General features: G+C 58.5%; 16 protein-coding genes. 7 read left to right on the top strand and 9 right to left on the bottom strand.

The genetic code is table 11. The features are described from left to right. Positions 1 to 13 precede the first annotated feature (13 nt). The 7 genes from atpA (at position 14) to INT39_RS13760 (ending at position 7,715) form a co-directional block, all read left to right on the top strand. Positions 14 to 1,558, top strand: coding sequence for a F0F1 ATP synthase subunit alpha (gene atpA / locus INT39_RS13790; RefSeq protein WP_193074564.1), 1,545 nt, complete (start codon positions 14 to 16; stop codon positions 1,556 to 1,558). 74 nt (positions 1,559 to 1,632) lie between these two features. Further along, positions 1,633 to 2,493 (top strand): F0F1 ATP synthase subunit gamma, encoded by an 861-nt coding sequence (gene atpG / locus INT39_RS13785; RefSeq protein WP_090275333.1) that lies wholly within the window; start codon positions 1,633 to 1,635, stop codon positions 2,491 to 2,493. A 51-nt stretch (positions 2,494 to 2,544) separates the two neighbouring features. Further along, positions 2,545 to 3,921: a F0F1 ATP synthase subunit beta gene (atpD, locus tag INT39_RS13780; RefSeq protein WP_193074563.1), complete on the top strand. Its 1,377-nt coding sequence runs from the start codon at positions 2,545 to 2,547 to the stop codon at positions 3,919 to 3,921. A gap of 44 nt (positions 3,922 to 3,965) precedes the next feature. Beyond that, positions 3,966 to 4,406 carry a F0F1 ATP synthase subunit epsilon gene (locus tag INT39_RS13775; RefSeq protein WP_193074562.1) on the top strand — a complete coding sequence of 147 codons (441 nt, stop codon included), beginning with the start codon at positions 3,966 to 3,968 and terminating at the stop codon, positions 4,404 to 4,406. 212 nt (positions 4,407 to 4,618) lie between these two features. After that, entirely contained in the window at positions 4,619 to 5,989 is a 1,371-nt protein-coding gene (gene glmU, locus INT39_RS13770) for a bifunctional UDP-N-acetylglucosamine diphosphorylase/glucosamine-1-phosphate N-acetyltransferase GlmU (RefSeq protein ID WP_193074561.1), read from the top strand. 80 nt (positions 5,990 to 6,069) lie between these two features. Continuing rightward, on the top strand, positions 6,070 to 7,254 hold the full coding sequence (gene cfaB / locus INT39_RS13765) for a C17 cyclopropane fatty acid synthase CfaB (RefSeq protein WP_193074560.1): 1,185 nt from the start codon (positions 6,070 to 6,072) through the stop codon (positions 7,252 to 7,254). Then, positions 7,251 to 7,715 (top strand): DUF192 domain-containing protein, encoded by a 465-nt coding sequence (locus INT39_RS13760; protein ID WP_193074559.1) that lies wholly within the window; start codon positions 7,251 to 7,253, stop codon positions 7,713 to 7,715. The genes cfaB and INT39_RS13760 overlap by 4 nt, the downstream gene beginning before the upstream one ends. 7 nt (positions 7,716 to 7,722) lie before the next feature. Here INT39_RS13760 and INT39_RS13755 read toward each other — a convergent pair whose 3' ends face one another. From INT39_RS13755 to oadA, 9 genes are all read right to left on the bottom strand, one after another. Further along, positions 7,723 to 8,079, bottom strand: a complete 357-nt coding sequence (locus tag INT39_RS13755) for an NADH:ubiquinone oxidoreductase (RefSeq protein ID WP_193074558.1) — start codon at positions 8,077 to 8,079, stop codon at positions 7,723 to 7,725. 126 nt (positions 8,080 to 8,205) lie between these two features. Then, positions 8,206 to 8,574, bottom strand: a complete 369-nt coding sequence (locus INT39_RS13750; RefSeq protein WP_193074557.1) for a DUF3301 domain-containing protein — start codon at positions 8,572 to 8,574, stop codon at positions 8,206 to 8,208. Then, positions 8,571 to 9,266, bottom strand: a complete 696-nt coding sequence (gene tsaA, locus INT39_RS13745; protein WP_193074556.1) for a tRNA (N6-threonylcarbamoyladenosine(37)-N6)-methyltransferase TrmO — start codon at positions 9,264 to 9,266, stop codon at positions 8,571 to 8,573. The genes INT39_RS13750 and tsaA overlap by 4 nt, the downstream gene beginning before the upstream one ends. Before the next feature lie 3 nt (positions 9,267 to 9,269). Next, positions 9,270 to 10,202 (bottom strand): alpha/beta hydrolase, encoded by a 933-nt coding sequence (locus INT39_RS13740; RefSeq protein WP_193074555.1) that lies wholly within the window; start codon positions 10,200 to 10,202, stop codon positions 9,270 to 9,272. Positions 10,203 to 10,296: 94 nt separating this feature from the next. Then, positions 10,297 to 10,824 carry a DUF3299 domain-containing protein gene (locus tag INT39_RS13735; RefSeq protein WP_193074554.1) on the bottom strand — a complete coding sequence of 176 codons (528 nt, stop codon included), beginning with the start codon at positions 10,822 to 10,824 and terminating at the stop codon, positions 10,297 to 10,299. A 29-nt stretch (positions 10,825 to 10,853) separates the two neighbouring features. Then, positions 10,854 to 11,933: a 5-(carboxyamino)imidazole ribonucleotide synthase gene (locus tag INT39_RS13730; RefSeq protein WP_193074553.1), complete on the bottom strand. Its 1,080-nt coding sequence runs from the start codon at positions 11,931 to 11,933 to the stop codon at positions 10,854 to 10,856. Positions 11,934 to 11,944: 11 nt separating this feature from the next. Next, a complete protein-coding gene (purE, locus tag INT39_RS13725; RefSeq protein WP_193074552.1) occupies positions 11,945 to 12,436 on the bottom strand; it encodes a 5-(carboxyamino)imidazole ribonucleotide mutase in 492 nt (163 codons plus the stop codon). A gap of 123 nt (positions 12,437 to 12,559) precedes the next feature. Then, positions 12,560 to 13,186 carry a carbonic anhydrase gene (locus INT39_RS13720; protein WP_413468929.1) on the bottom strand — a complete coding sequence of 209 codons (627 nt, stop codon included), beginning with the start codon at positions 13,184 to 13,186 and terminating at the stop codon, positions 12,560 to 12,562. Positions 13,187 to 13,307: 121 nt separating this feature from the next. Then, positions 13,308 to 15,119, bottom strand: coding sequence for a sodium-extruding oxaloacetate decarboxylase subunit alpha (gene oadA / locus INT39_RS13715; RefSeq protein ID WP_193074550.1), 1,812 nt, complete (start codon positions 15,117 to 15,119; stop codon positions 13,308 to 13,310). Positions 15,120 to 15,143: the final 24 nt, after the last annotated feature.

Here is a 15,143-nt window from a genome sequence, read left to right as displayed (position 1 = left end):
TGAGGGACATGGCATGCAGCAACTGAATCCTTCCGAAATTAGCGAAATTATCAAGCAGCGCATCGAGAAGCTCGATGTGAACTCACAGGCTCGCAATGTCGGTACTATCGTCAGCGTATCTGACGGTATTGTGCGCATTCACGGTCTGGCTGACGTGATGTACGGGGAAATGATCGAATTCCCCGATGGTGTTTACGGTATGGCACTGAACCTGGAGCAAGACTCCGTTGGTGCCGTTATTCTGGGTAACTACCTGACCCTGGCTGAAGGTATGGAGGCCAAGTGCACCGGCCGCATCCTGGAAGTGCCGGTTGGTCCGGAGCTGCTGGGTCGCGTAGTCGACGCACTGGGTAACCCGATTGACGGCAAAGGTCCGGTCAATGCCAAGCTGACTGACGCCGTTGAGAAAGTGGCGCCAGGCGTTATCTGGCGTAAGTCGGTCGACCAGCCGGTGCAGACCGGTTACAAGGCCGTCGACGCGATGATTCCGATTGGTCGTGGTCAGCGTGAGCTGATCATTGGTGACCGTCAGATCGGTAAGACCGCTCTGGCTGTTGACGCGATCATCAACCAGCGTGACAGCGGCATCAAATGTGTTTATGTGGCCATTGGTCAGAAGCAGTCGACCATTGCCAACGTAGTACGCAAGCTGGAAGAGCACGGTGCTCTGGCCAACACCATCGTGGTAGCCGCTTCGGCGTCCGAATCTGCCGCGCTGCAGTATCTGGCTCCTTACGCTGGTTGCACCATGGGCGAGTACTTCCGTGACCGTGGCGAAGATGCACTGATCGTTTATGACGATCTGTCCAAGCAAGCAGTGGCTTATCGCCAGATTTCCCTGCTGCTGCGTCGTCCGCCGGGCCGTGAAGCTTATCCCGGTGATGTGTTCTATCTCCACAGCCGTCTGCTGGAACGCGCATCGCGCATCTCCGAAGAAGCGGTAGAGAAGTTCACCAACGGTGAAGTGAAAGGTCGCACTGGTTCTTTGACCGCACTGCCGATCATCGAAACCCAGGCTGGTGACGTGTCCGCATTCGTTCCGACCAACGTGATCTCGATCACCGATGGTCAGATCTTCCTCGAATCCGACATGTTCAACTCGGGTATCCGTCCTGCGGTCAACGCCGGTGTATCGGTATCCCGTGTAGGTGGTTCGGCACAGACCAAGATCATCAAGAAACTGTCCGGCGGTATTCGTACTGCACTGGCTCAGTACCGTGAACTGGCCGCTTTCGCTCAGTTCGCATCGGATCTGGATGAAGCTACCCGCAAACAGCTGGAGCACGGTCAGCGCGTTACCGAACTGATGAAACAGGATCAGTATGCGCCCATGTCGGTTGGCGAAATGGCAATCAGCCTGTACGCCGCCGAGAAAGGCTTCCTGACCGACGTTGCGATCAACAAGGTCGGCGCGTTCGAGAAGGCCATGCTCGCCTGGTTCAAGCGTGAGCAGTCTGCTCTGCTGTCCCGGATCAACGAGAAGGGCGACTACAACGACGAGATCGAAGCCGGTATCAAGTCTGGCATCGAGAACTTCAAGGCGACCCAAAGCTGGTAAGCCGAGGGCGGGATATGGCGTTGCCATGTCCCGCTTCGTGCGATACGGCCACGGGCTAACCTGAAAGGTGTGACATGGCAGGCGCAAAAGAGATACGCGGTAAAATTTCGAGTATCAAGAGTACTCAGAAGATCACCAGCGCCATGGAAAAGGTGGCGGTCAGCAAGATGCGCAAGGCACAAGCGCGCATGGCTACCGGTCGCCCCTACGCTGAGCGGATTCGTCAGGTTATTGGTCATCTGGCCAATGCCAACCCCGAATATCGCCACCCCTTCATGCAAGAGCGTGAAGTCAAACGGGTTGGTTATATCGTGGTCAGCACGGATCGTGGTCTTTGCGGTGGTTTGAACACCAACCTGTTCAAGGCACTGGTGACAAACATGAAAGAGTGGCGTGACCGTAACGTCGAAACCGAGCTGTGTGTGATCGGCAGCAAGGGTGCTGCGTTTTTCCGCAGCTACGGTGGCAACGTTGTCGCGGCAATCAGCAATCTGGGTGAACAGCCGGCATTGAACGACCTGATCGGCAGCGTCAAGGTAATGCTTGATGGCTACCACGAAGGTCGCATCGATCGCCTGTATCTGGTTTCCAACGAGTTCGTCAACACCATGGTGCAGAAGCCCAAGGTGGAGCAACTGATTCCGCTGGTTCCGTCGGACACGGCAGAGCTGCAGGAGCGTTGGGACTTCGTATACGAGCCGGATGCCCAGGCATTGCTGGATGGCCTGTTGAAGCGGTATATCGAATCGCAGGTTTATCAGGCTGTCGTCGAGAACAGTGCCAGTGAGCAGGCGGCACGGATGATCGCGATGAAGAATGCGACTGACAATGCGGGCGATATCATCGATGACCTGCAGCTGATCTACAACAAGGCACGTCAGGCCGCGATCACCCAGGAAATTTCGGAAATCGTCGGCGGCGCCGCGGCGGTCTGATCATGACCCCGGCCAGACGAAACGGTTTCATACCACTTAGAGGAACCAACAATGAGTAGCGGACGTATCGTTCAAATCATCGGTGCCGTCATCGACGTGGAATTTCCGCGCGATCAGGTGCCGCGAGTCTATGACGCGCTGAAAGTCAGCGGCGCGGAAACCACCCTGGAAGTCCAGCAGCAGTTGGGTGACGGCGTTGTCCGTACCATCGCCATGGGCTCCACTGAAGGCCTCAAGCGTGGCCTCGACGTCAACAACACCGGCAAGGCTATTTCCGTACCGGTTGGCGTTGGCACACTGGGTCGTATCATGAACGTTCTGGGCGAGCCGATCGACGAAGCCGGCCCGGTTGAGCATGATGAACTGTGGGGTATCCACCGTCCGGCGCCGAGCTATGCCGAACAGGCTGGCGGCACCGATCTGCTGGAAACCGGTATCAAAGTCATCGATCTGGTCTGCCCGTTCACCAAAGGCGGCAAGGTCGGTCTGTTCGGCGGCGCCGGTGTCGGCAAGACCGTGAACATGATGGAGCTGATCAACAACATCGCCAAGGCGCACAGCGGCCTGTCCGTTTTCGCCGGTGTTGGTGAGCGTACTCGTGAAGGTAACGACTTCTATCACGAGATGAAGGACTCCAACGTTCTGGACAAAGTAGCGATGGTGTATGGCCAGATGAACGAGCCGCCGGGTAACCGTCTGCGCGTCGCCCTGACCGGTCTGACCATGGCCGAGAAATTCCGTGAGGAAGGTAAAGACGTACTGTTGTTCATCGACAACATCTACCGTTACACCCTGGCTGGTACTGAAGTATCCGCTCTGCTGGGTCGTATGCCGTCTGCGGTAGGTTATCAGCCGACGCTGGCTGAGGAGATGGGGGTTCTGCAGGAACGTATCACCTCCACCAAGACCGGTTCGATCACCTCCATCCAGGCCGTATACGTACCTGCGGATGACTTGACTGACCCGTCGCCAGCCACCACCTTCGCCCACCTTGACGCGACTGTGGTACTGAGCCGTGACATCGCTTCCCTGGGTATCTACCCTGCGGTTGACCCGCTGGACTCCACCAGCCGTTCGCTGGATCCGCTGGTTATCGGTCAGGAGCACTACGACGTGACGCGCGGTGTTCAGTATGTTCTGCAGCGCTACAAAGAGCTGAAAGACATCATCGCGATTCTCGGTATGGACGAACTGTCCGAGGAAGACAAGCAACTGGTAGCCCGCGCTCGTAAGATCCAGCGCTTCCTGTCGCAGCCCTTCCACGTGGCCGAAGTCTTCACTGGTGCGCCAGGTAAGTATGTCTCCCTGAAGGAAACCATCCGTGGCTTCCAGGGCATTCTGAACGGCGACTACGACCATATGCCTGAACAGGCGTTCTACATGGTCGGCACCATCGACGAAGCCATCGAGAAAGCGAAGAACATGTAATGGGCCGCGCCCGCGCAAGCGGGCGCAGAACCGAGGCAACTCAAATGGCTATGACAGTGCATTGCGATATCGTAAGCGCGGAAGAAGAGCTGTTTTCTGGCCTGGTCGAGATGGTCATTGCGCACGGCAATATGGGTGATCTGGGTATTCTGCCCGGTCACACGCCGCTGCTGACTGACCTCAAGCCAGGCCCGGTTCGGGTGATCAAACAGGACAAGAGCGAGGAGGTGTTCTACATCTCCGGCGGCTTCCTGGAAGTTCAGCCGAGCATGGTCAAGATCCTCGCCGACACGGCGCTCCGTGCCGGTGATATTGACGAAGCAGCTGCAGCAGACGCAAAGAAGGCCGCAGAAAAGGCGCTCAACGAGAAGGGTGCCGAGTTCGACTACGGCGCGGCATCAGCCCGCCTTGCCGAAGCAGCAGCCCAATTGCGTACTGTGCAGGAACTGCGCAAGAAATACGGTGGATCGGCGATCAATCGCTGAGTTCATCCATAAAAAGGCAGCCTCGGCTGCCTTTTTTTATTGCTGCCCATTTTCTCCGGGAATCTCAGACAGACTCAGAATATTCATATGTCTGCAGTGAACGCCAGCGTCATCCCGGTAGTCTGAACCCAGGTAGCTAGCGGACAGCTTGCAGTAGACGCTTTCCAGCTTCTATCATCCAAACCCCGTCAACTTTCCAGGATCCGACTTTCATGAATCTGCACGTTGTCATTCTTGCTGCAGGGCAAGGCACCCGTATGCGTTCGTCTCTCCCCAAAGTACTGCACCCGGTAGCGGGCAAGCCCATGCTGGAGCATGTCATCGACAGTGCGCGGGCGCTGCTTCCCGCGGGCATACATGTGGTCATCGGGCATGGCGCGCAGTTAGTGCGCGACACCCTGGAAAGCAATGATCTCAACTGGGTGCAGCAGACCGAGCAGCTGGGTACTGGCCACGCGGTGGCGCAGGCGTTGCCACATATCAGTGATGCCGATCAGATACTGGTGTTGTACGGCGACGTCCCGCTGATCCGGGTTGACACGCTGCGGGCGCTGGTTGACCAGGCGGGTAGCCAGTCGCTGGGCTTGCTGACCGTATTGATGCAGGACCCGACCGGCTATGGCCGCATTATCCGTAACCAGGACGATAAGGTGCAGGCGATCGTCGAACAGAAGGACGCCTCTGCGGGCCAACTGCTGATCAACGAAGGCAATACCGGGATCATGGTATTGCCGGGAGATAAAGCCACCGACTGGTTGTCCAGTCTGTCTAACAACAACGCCCAGGGCGAGTATTACCTGACCGATGTGGTGGCCTTGGCTGTTACCGGTTCGGTACCGGTGGAAGTGGCGCAGGCCGGAGACGAACTGGAGGTACTGGGCGCCAACAATCGCCTGCAGCTGGCGGTGCTCGAGCGTGGTTGGCAGCATCGAGAAGCCGAGCGGCTGATGATTCAGGGCGCCTCGCTGGCTGACCCGGCGCGCCTGGACGTGCGCGGTGATGTGAGCATAGGTCGTGATATCAGTATCGACGTCAACGTCGTCTTGGAAGGCCGTGTGGTGATCGAGGATAACGTGGTTATCGGGCCGCATTGTGTGATCAAGGATTCGGTCATCAAGGCTGGCAGTGTCATCAAAGCGTTCAGCCATCTTGAGGGCGCTGAGGTGGGTGAGCAATGTGATGTTGGTCCTTACGCTCGGCTGCGGCCAGGGACCTTGTTGCATACCCGCGCCAAAGTGGGCAACTTCGTCGAAACCAAGAAGACGGTGCTGGGCGAAGGTTCGAAGATCAATCACCTGTCCTATGTTGGTGACGCCGAGGTGGGCAAGGGCGCGAATATCGGTGCCGGCACCATCACCTGTAATTACGATGGAGTGAACAAGTTCGTCACGCGCATCGGCGATGGCGCCTTTATTGGCTCCAACACCGCGCTGGTGGCTCCGGTAACCGTAGGCAATCAGGCGACCACCGCAGCGGGCTCAACCATCACCCAGGACATTCCCGACGCCAACCTGGGTGTTGCTCGCGGACGGCAGCGCAATATTGCTGGCTGGAAGCGACCGGTCAAGCAGTCCAAGCCCTGAGGTCTGTTGGGGCTAGTACAGGCAAGTTTTGATCCTGTGTCCTATATTGGTGTGATGCCGATGGACACAGGAGATGACGGATGTTTGCGCAATTTTCCGAAACATTGGGGGCGCTTCAGTTGCCCCTGCGGGTGGTGGTCAAGGGCGGACCGACATTGGATCTCGGCCCTGACCCCCGCGTCACGTTGCAAATCAATGATCTGGGGCTGCTGCAGGAAATGCGCAATCCCACTCTGGATAAGCTGGGCGAAGCCTATATCGACCACCGGCTCGATATTCAGGGCAACATCATGGATGTCATTGCAGTGGCGGATCGGCTGAGCAAGGGTTTGCTCGGCGATAAGGCCGAGCCGGCACTTGAGCGTACCGAGCACGACAAACAGATGGATGCCGAAGCCATCTCCTATCACTATGATTTATCCAATGATTTTTATGCCCTCTGGCTGGACCCGCAGATGGTCTACTCCTGTGGATACTTCCATAATCCCGAAGACAGCCTGGCGACAGCACAAACCCAGAAACTCGATCATCTATGTCGCAAATTGCGACTCAAGCCGGGGGAGCGATTGCTGGATGTGGGTTGCGGCTGGGGTGGTCTGGCTCGCCATGCGGCGCGCTTCTACGATGTTCAGGTACATGGCATTACGCTGAGCAAGGCACAACTGGAGCTGGCCCAGGCACGCTGCGATGCCGCAGGATTGTCAGATCAGATAACATTCGAGTTGCTCGATTATCGAGACCTTCCCGGCCGGGAAAATTTCGACAAGATCGTCAGTGTCGGCATGTTCGAACACGTCGGCCATGCCAATCTGGGTGCCTATTTCAAGATTCTGCATGATCAGGTCAAGCCGGGCGGATTGGTGATGAATCATGGTATCACCGCCAAATATATCGATGGGCGTCAGGTCGGCCGTGGGGCAGGCAAGTTCATCGGCCGCTATGTTTTTCCCCATGGGGAGTTGCCGCACCTGTCGATGGCGGTCGCCCGCATGAGCGAGCAGGGTCTGGAAGTGCTGGATGTCGAGAGCCTGCGCCTGCATTACGCACGCACGCTGGAGCATTGGAGTAACAACCTGGAGCAGCATCTGGAGGAGGCCAGCCAGCTGGTGTCCGACAAGGCGCTGCGTATCTGGCGTCTCTATCTGGCCGGCTGTGCCTACGGTTTTCGTCACAATTGGATGAATATTCACCAGATCCTGGCGGTAAAACCCTTACCCGACGGCAATCATCATGTGCCCTGGACTCGCGAGGATATCTATCGATGAAGAAACGGGTGCGTCCTTGCTGGTATGTGATCCTGCTGTGTGTGGTCGCGGCTTTGCCGCTGCAGGCGGGCACCATAGAAGCAAAGCTCGGCGGCCAGGCATACCAGCTGGAACTGGTCGCGGAGCCGGATAGTCGTCGCCAGGGATTGATGGGGCGTACCGAATTGGCGCCGGGCACTGGCATGTTGTTCGATTTTCCTGAGGGTACCCGCCCGGCGATCTGGATGCGTAACATGCAGATGTCCCTGGATCTGTTGTTCGTCGATGAGCATGCTCGACTGGTGCAGGTGTTTTCCGAGGTTCCGCCTTGTACCGCGCCGCCCTGCGCTATCTATCAGGCAGATCAGCCGCTGCGTTTTGTCATCGAGGTCTCACCAGGGACTGCCGAAGATCTGGGGCTGCAGCCCGGTGATCACCTGGATCTGGCCGACCATAACCTGACGCCGCCGCCAGCCTACTGAGCCAGACTCAGGGGCTACGCCACCGGCCTTGACTGAACTGTTCGCAATAGGCCTTCAACACCGGCTCATCGCCCGGTTCGCTGTAATAGTGGATGGACTGCCGATAGGCCACCCCTTCGCTCTGAGCGTCCTCGCAGATGCCATAAGCGCCCTCGGGACACTGCTCAAGGAAGCTGACATCAAAGCTGCGCTCGGCAATCTGCGGCTGACAGAAGCTTTCATTGAACAATTGGGGCGGAATACTTATGTTCTGCTGGCACATGCGAATCGGTAACGTATCGTCGTTGGATTCGATCAGGCAGGCCGCCGCGTGCGCGGCAGCACCGAGGCAGAGCAGAACGAAGGTAAGTAGACAGTGGATCATGTATTCAGTCCCTGAATAAAAACGCTACCTTAATGCCCGATATAGTAGGCGGCAAGCGGGAGCGCCGTACCTTTACGTGTTCCACGTGGAACGAAAAGGAATATAGAGCTGCTTTTTCATAACAGCTCATTGAAGGTAATGTACATTGTCTCGGGGCGGGGGTGGCTCGGGGCCGTCTCCTGGGAACGGGTGCGGCGCCAACTCTATTTTCAGCAGTGCGCTGCCGTGCAATTCAATAAAGCCGGCATAGCGGCGCTCACCAGTTACCGTGAACTCGAACCCATAACGTCGTAGCAGACCCGGCCGGCCATGACGGCCGCGACCCAGACGTAGACGATTAAGCGCGATACTCTCATCCAGCAACTGCACATGGGTGCGCTGGCAATGTTGGCGGACCATACGCAGTGCCTGATCTCGCAATCCCAGGCCGCGCCAGATCCAGGCGCCGACCAGCGCAGCCAGCAGCATCAGTGTTACATGTCCCAGATCAATCATGCCATTTGCTCCACAGCCAGCACGCGGATCCGGTCCGCCTGCGGGTAATGCCAGCGAACATTGATGTCCCAGAAGCGCACACCATACTCCCGATCCGCATCTGGCCTCTGATAGGCGGGCTTGGGGTCCTGCGCCAGACACTGGTCTATCAGCTCGATGACCGGTTGTTGCAAACGCTGTGCCTGTGCGCGTGCCTGCACCAGCGCCGACTCGGTCCAGTCCACTACGAGCTGAGCCGGAGCGGCCTCGGCCAGATTATTGCTGGCGTCAGTCAGGGCGTCGGCGTAGGGAACATAGGGTTTGATATCCAGAATCGGTGTGCCGTCGAGCAGATCTATACCGGATAGCAGCAAGCGTCCCGCTTCGATTCCTTCCAGCCTGACGACTGACTGACCTATGGGATTGGGCCTGTGGGTCGAGCGGCTGGCAAATACACCGATGCGCTGATTGCCGCCCAACCGTGGCGGCCGCACCCGCAGATGTTGTTCGCCTGAGGCGGCAGCGTGAAACACGAACAGTAGCCAGAGATGGCTGACGCCTTCCAACCCAGCCACTGCTTCGGGTTTGTCATAGGGAGAAAATAGCTCGAGCACGCCACGCGCGGCAGGTGCCAGCTGGGGCTGGCGGGGGATAGCGAACTTCTCGGCAAAACAGGAATGCACCAGACCAATCGGCTCGAAGCTATAGGACATGTATCAGTTCCGGATTAACGGTGGTATTGCCTCAGGGTTGTCCAGCAACAGGAAATGGCTGCCCTCAGGCACTTCGATTATCTGCAGGTTTTCGGCCTGCCGGGCGCTGTCCAACATGGCATTGTAGTCCAGTACCCGATCCTTGCCGGGTACCAACACCGCTCCCCGTTTGACGTGACCGTAGATATCTGGCCCGGTGGATTTCATCCAGTCAGTAATATTCTCGACATTGGTCATCAGTACCCGGCTGCGTCGCGGGTTGAACGGCAGAGCCATGATCAACTCCCGCTTGGCGGCATCATCCATCGGGCCCCATATCGGGGTGGACAGTATACTGCTCGGCTTGCGCTGCCATAGTAGATGAAGCAGCGGCATCAGCCAATGGACAATGCGCGAGGCCGGTTGATATGGCTGGCCTTGAGGCAATACGGGAGCCTCCAGTAATACCTCGACCGGTTCGAACAGGTCGGGCCGCTGCCGCGCGGCTTCCAGGGTGACGGCGGCGCCACGGGAATGCCCATGCACCCGGATATTGGATGTGCTGACCAGATGCTCCAGCGCCAGATTCAATACCCGTGCATCGCTGGTGATGGTGCCGGTGACCATCACAGGTGTAGCTTGCCACGGCGGCTGTTGGAACACCGGTGCGTGGAGTGGCAGATGATAGCCGGCACTGGTGAGCATGATCAGCTCGATAGTCGGGTCATCATAATAGCGGGTGAAATACAGCGGGTTTTCCAAAAAGCCGTGCATGACGATGACCGAGCAGATTGGATCATCACAGCGGCGGCGGATAATACTGGCCTCGCCTGCGCGGTAGACCTCGGCATCCATGTGTATCTGCGGGCCTTGTGGCACCGGCCGATTGAGCAGCCAGTTGCGAGCATACCAACCTGCCAGCAATACCAGTGCCAGCCCCCCTGTGAAAAGCCCCATCCTGCCTCCATTGCATGATTCGCTGAGGCCGTGAGCTTAACGGAATGCCCGTTCCAGAGCGCTCACCCGTGTGGGCGATAGCGTAAAGCCAGTGCTACTCGTAGGGGTAATCTTCCACGTTTCCGGCCTGCATCCGATAGCTGGCATCAGCCAATTCATTGCTGGTTTGCGCGACCTGCAACTTCCCGGTCAGCAGCAAAGGCTGGTAGATATCGGCAATGGCAATGCCGGCAGGATAGTCGACCAGGATAATCTGGTTTGGCGGTGGCGGTGGGACATGGATGCAAGCGCCGGGGTAGGGCACCAGGAAGAAACTGATATAGCGGCCCTGCTCGTCGGTTTCCAGGGGGACCGGGTAGCCGCCCAGCTCGATATGCTGCCCGTCCATCTCACTGACCACACGGGTGGAGTACATGACGTCGGGCATATTCCGGTCTTTGGAACGCAGGCTGTTGCTGAAATCACCTGGCTCTTCAGTGCCCCAGTCATGGCTGATCTCGGGCATGTCGAGCATGGCCTGATAATCTTCCTCTGGCAGCAGATCCAGCCAGTCCACCGCTCGCGGTGACGCCAGAACCAGAGTGGGGCAGAGCAGCGCAAGGGTAATCAGCAGACGCAGCATGGAGCCTCCCGGCATGGGCATAGCCCTGATCAGTCGATCAGAGCCTGGACCTGGGCGATGCGTGATTGCAGCACTGCCGCATCGGCACAACGCAGAGTGGCGTGGCCGACCTTGCGCCCCGGTTTGAAGGCTTTGCCGTAATGGTGCAGGTGGCAATCGGCAATCGCGGTGACCTTGGCTACCGGCGGTACCTCACCGATAAAGTTGAGCATGGCACTTTCACCGACCTTGGCAGTGGCGCCCAGTGGCAGCCCGGCAATGGCTCGCAGATGATTCTCGAACTGACTGCACTCGGCGCCTTCGATGGTCCAGTGGCCGGAGTTGTGCACACGCGGGGCGATCTCGTTGGCTTTCAAACCGCCATCCACCTCGAAGAACTCGAAGGCCAGCACGCCGACGTAATTCAGCTTGTCCAGTACGCGGCCGGCATAGTTTTCTGCCTGGGCCTGCAGTGGGTGCTCGGTACTGGCCACCGACAGATGCAGAATGCCCTGCTCGTGCGTATTGTGCACCAGTGGGTAAAAGCAGGTGTCGCCGTCGCGGCCGCGTACGGCAATCAACGAGACTTCCCCAGTGAAAGGCACAAAACCTTCGAGGATGCAGGGGACGTTACCCAACTCGGCGAAGGCATCGGTGACGTCGTCTGCTTGGCGCAGCAGCTTCTGACCCTTGCCGTCGTAACCGAGGGTGCGGGTTTTCATCACTGCGGGCAGGCCAATGCTCTGTACCGCCGCATCCAGGTCAGACTGGGATTGAATATCGGCGAATTCGGGAGTGGGAATGCCCAGTTCCAGGAACATGGACTTCTCAAACCAGCGATCCCGAGCAATGCGCAGCGATTCGGCATTGGGAAATACCGGCACATACTGCTCCAGGAAAGCCACGGTTTCGGCCGGTACACTTTCGAACTCGAAGGTCACTACATCGACATCTTCTGCCAACTGGCGCAGCTGCTCGCGATCGTCATAGGCAGCACACAGATGCACGCCCAGAGCGGCCGCGCAGGCGTCGGGCGCCGGGTCGAGGAAGGCGAACTGCTGACCCAGCGGCGTGCCGGCCAGAGCCAGCATGCGTCCGAGTTGACCACCACCGATGATGCCGATCTTCATGATTGTTCCCCTCAAGCCTGGCGTGGGTCCGGATTATCCAGCACGGTATCAGTCTGCTGGGTACGGAAATCTTTCAACGCCTGATGATACTGCGGATGTTTGGCGCCCAGAACGCTGGCGGACAGCAGCGCGGCATTGATTGCACCGGCCTTGCCGATCGACAGCGTAGCCACAGGCACACCGCCTGGCATCTGCACGATGGACAGCAGTGAATCGACGCCCGACAGCATGGACGATTGCACCGGTACGCCCAGCACCGGCAGGTGAGTCTTGGCTGCACACATGCCCGGCAGATGCGCAGCGCCACCGGCGCCGGCGATGATCACCTCTATACCGCGACCGGCGGCCTGTTCGGCATAATCGAACAGCAGGTCGGGGGTGCGGTGCGCAGAGACTACCTTCACTTCGTAAGGGATACCCAGCTGCTCCAGCATGTCTGCCGTGTGGCTCATGGTGGACCAGTCGGACTTGGAGCCCATGATCACGCCAACCAGTGCGGTCATTGTCGTGCCTCTTAATGACGAAAAACAAAGCCACGCATAGGCGTGGCTCGAAAAGAATGCAGGCCAGGTGGCCATGATCCAGCGATTATAACCCAAAGCGAGCGGCGGACCAGCCGACGTTCGTCAGTAACGCGGGCGCGGCGTCGCCATCGGCAGCGGACCATCACCGATGCGGCGGAATTCACCTTTCTCGGTATCGTAGGCGCGGATCTGGCTGGTTTCGATATCGTAAACCCAACCGTGGATGAACAGATCGCCGCGGGCCAGACGTGAAGCGACCGATGGATGGGTGGCCAGGTGACCGAGTTGGGCAACCACGTTCTCTTCGGTGAGGATACCGAGGGTAGTGTGATCGGCGCAGCCACAGTTTTCCTGCACTACGATCTTGGCCACTTCCGAATGCTGCAGCCAGGACTTTACCGTGGGCATGCCTTTCAGCTGCGCAGGGTCCAATACGGCCTTCATCGCGCCACAATCGGAATGGCCACAGATGATGATGTGCTTCACGCCCAGCGCTACTACCGCATATTCGATGGCCGTGGAGACGCCGCCCATCATCTGGCCGTAGGGCGGTACCACGTTGCCGACGTTGCGGGTGACGAACAGATCACCGGGCGAACTCTGGGTAATCAGTTCGGGCACTACACGTGAGTCGGCGCAGGTGATGAACATCGCCTTCGGGGTCTGCTCGAAAGCGAGTTTCCTGAACAGTTCTTCCTGCTGGGGGTATACCTCTTCATGGAAGTGCATGTAGCCGTCAATGATCTGTTGCAGGGCATTGTCATCATCAGCACTTTTCAGTTTTTTGTAGGGCATGGCTTACGCTCGCTGGTTCAGTATGAGCGGGGAGCCGGCTGACTCCCCGCCTTGCTCAGGCCTCGATCTCGATCAATATTTCGCCGGGGTTAACGCGATCGCCCTTGGCGACATGCACGGCCTTGACAGTACCGTTGATGGCCGCTTGGATCTCGCTTTCCATCTTCATCGCTTCGCTGATCAGCACTGCCTGGCCGGCCTTGACCTTGTCACCTTCGGCCACCAGCACATCGACCACGTTGCCGGGCATGCTGGTGGTGACGTGACCGGGTTTGGTTGCATGCTGACGGGCTTTGCCACCCGCGCCACCGACGAATTGATTGAGTTCTTCGAGAACGACTTCTTCGGGCATGCCATCCACACTGAGGTAGAAATGGCGAGTGCCGTCCCCTTTGACGCCCACACCGGTGATATCGATACGGTAACTTTCACCGTGTACATCAATCATGAACTCGGTGGCCACGCCTGCGGCGGCGGCGGGCTTGCTGTCGCCATCGGGAATGGGCAGCAGGGTTTCCGGTTCTAGGGTGCCGGCGGCGCGTTCTTCAAGGAACTTGCGTCCGATATCCGGGAACATGGCGAAAGTCAGTACATCTTCCTCGCTCTTGGCCAAGCTGCCGATTTCATTGCGCAGCCGGTCCATCTCGGGCTTCAGCAGGTCCGCCGGACGCACGTCGATCACGCTCTCATCGCCGATGCCGCGCACCTGCAGTTCCGAATTGATGGTGCCCGGCGCCTGGCCATAGCGGCCCTGCAGATACATTTTCACTTCATTAGTGATGGTCTTGTAGCGCTCGCCGGCCAGCACGTTGAATACGGCTTGAGTGCCGACGATCTGTGAGGTCGGCGTTACCAGCGGCGGGAAGCCGAGGTCTTCACGCACCCGCGGAATCTCGTCGAACACTTCCTGGATGCGGTTCAGTGCGCCCTGTTCCTTCAGCTGGTTAGCCAGGTTGGACATCATTCCGCCCGGCACCTGGTTGATCTGCACGCGGGTATCCACACCGGTGAAGGGGCTTTCGAACTGGTGGTACTTCTTGCGTACTTCCATGAAGTACATGCTGATTTCCTGGATCAGTTCCAGATCCAGGCCGGTGTCATAAGGCGTGCCTTTGAGCGCAGCGACCATGGATTCGGTGCCGGGATGGCTGGTGCCCCAGGCCATGGAACCGATGGCAGTATCGATGTTGTCGGCGCCGCACTCGATGGCTTTCAACTGACACATGGCAGCCAGGCCAGCGGTGTCATGGGAGTGGATGAACACCGGGAGGCTGGTGGCAGCCTTCAGCGCTTCGACCAGTTCACCGGTGGCAAAAGGCGTCAGCAGACCGGCCATGTCCTTGACTGCGAGGGAGTCGACGCCCATGGCTTCCAGGGTTTTGGCCTGTTCGACAAACAGCTCCACGGTATGCACCGGGCTGGTGGTGTAGCAGATGGTGCCCTGGGCATGTTTGCCGGCCGCTTTGACCGCGGAGATGGCGGTACGCAGGTTGCGCACGTCATTCATCGCGTCGAAGATGCGGAACACATCGATACCGTTGACCGCGGCCTTGGCTACGAAGGCGCGGACCACGTCATCGCTGTAGTGGCGATAACCGAGCAGGTTCTGACCGCGCAGCAACATCTGCAGACGGGTGTTGGGCAGCGCGGCGCGCAGCTGGCGTAGGCGCTCCCAGGGATCTTCCTTGAGGAAGCGAACACAGGAGTCGAAGGTGGCGCCGCCCCAGACTTCCAGCGACCAGTAGCCGACCTCATCCAGCTTCGGGCAGATCGGCAGCATGTCTTCGGTGCGCATGCGGGTGGCCAGCAGCGACTGATGGGCATCGCGCAGGATGGTATCGGTAACGTTGATGCGTTTCTTGCTCATGGTGCATTCCTCATTAGCGGCAAG

The organism is Pseudomonas sp. FME51 (genome assembly GCF_014897305.1).
Note: the sequence above shows the minus strand (reverse complement) of the source record. Positions and strands in the feature narration are given on the sequence as shown.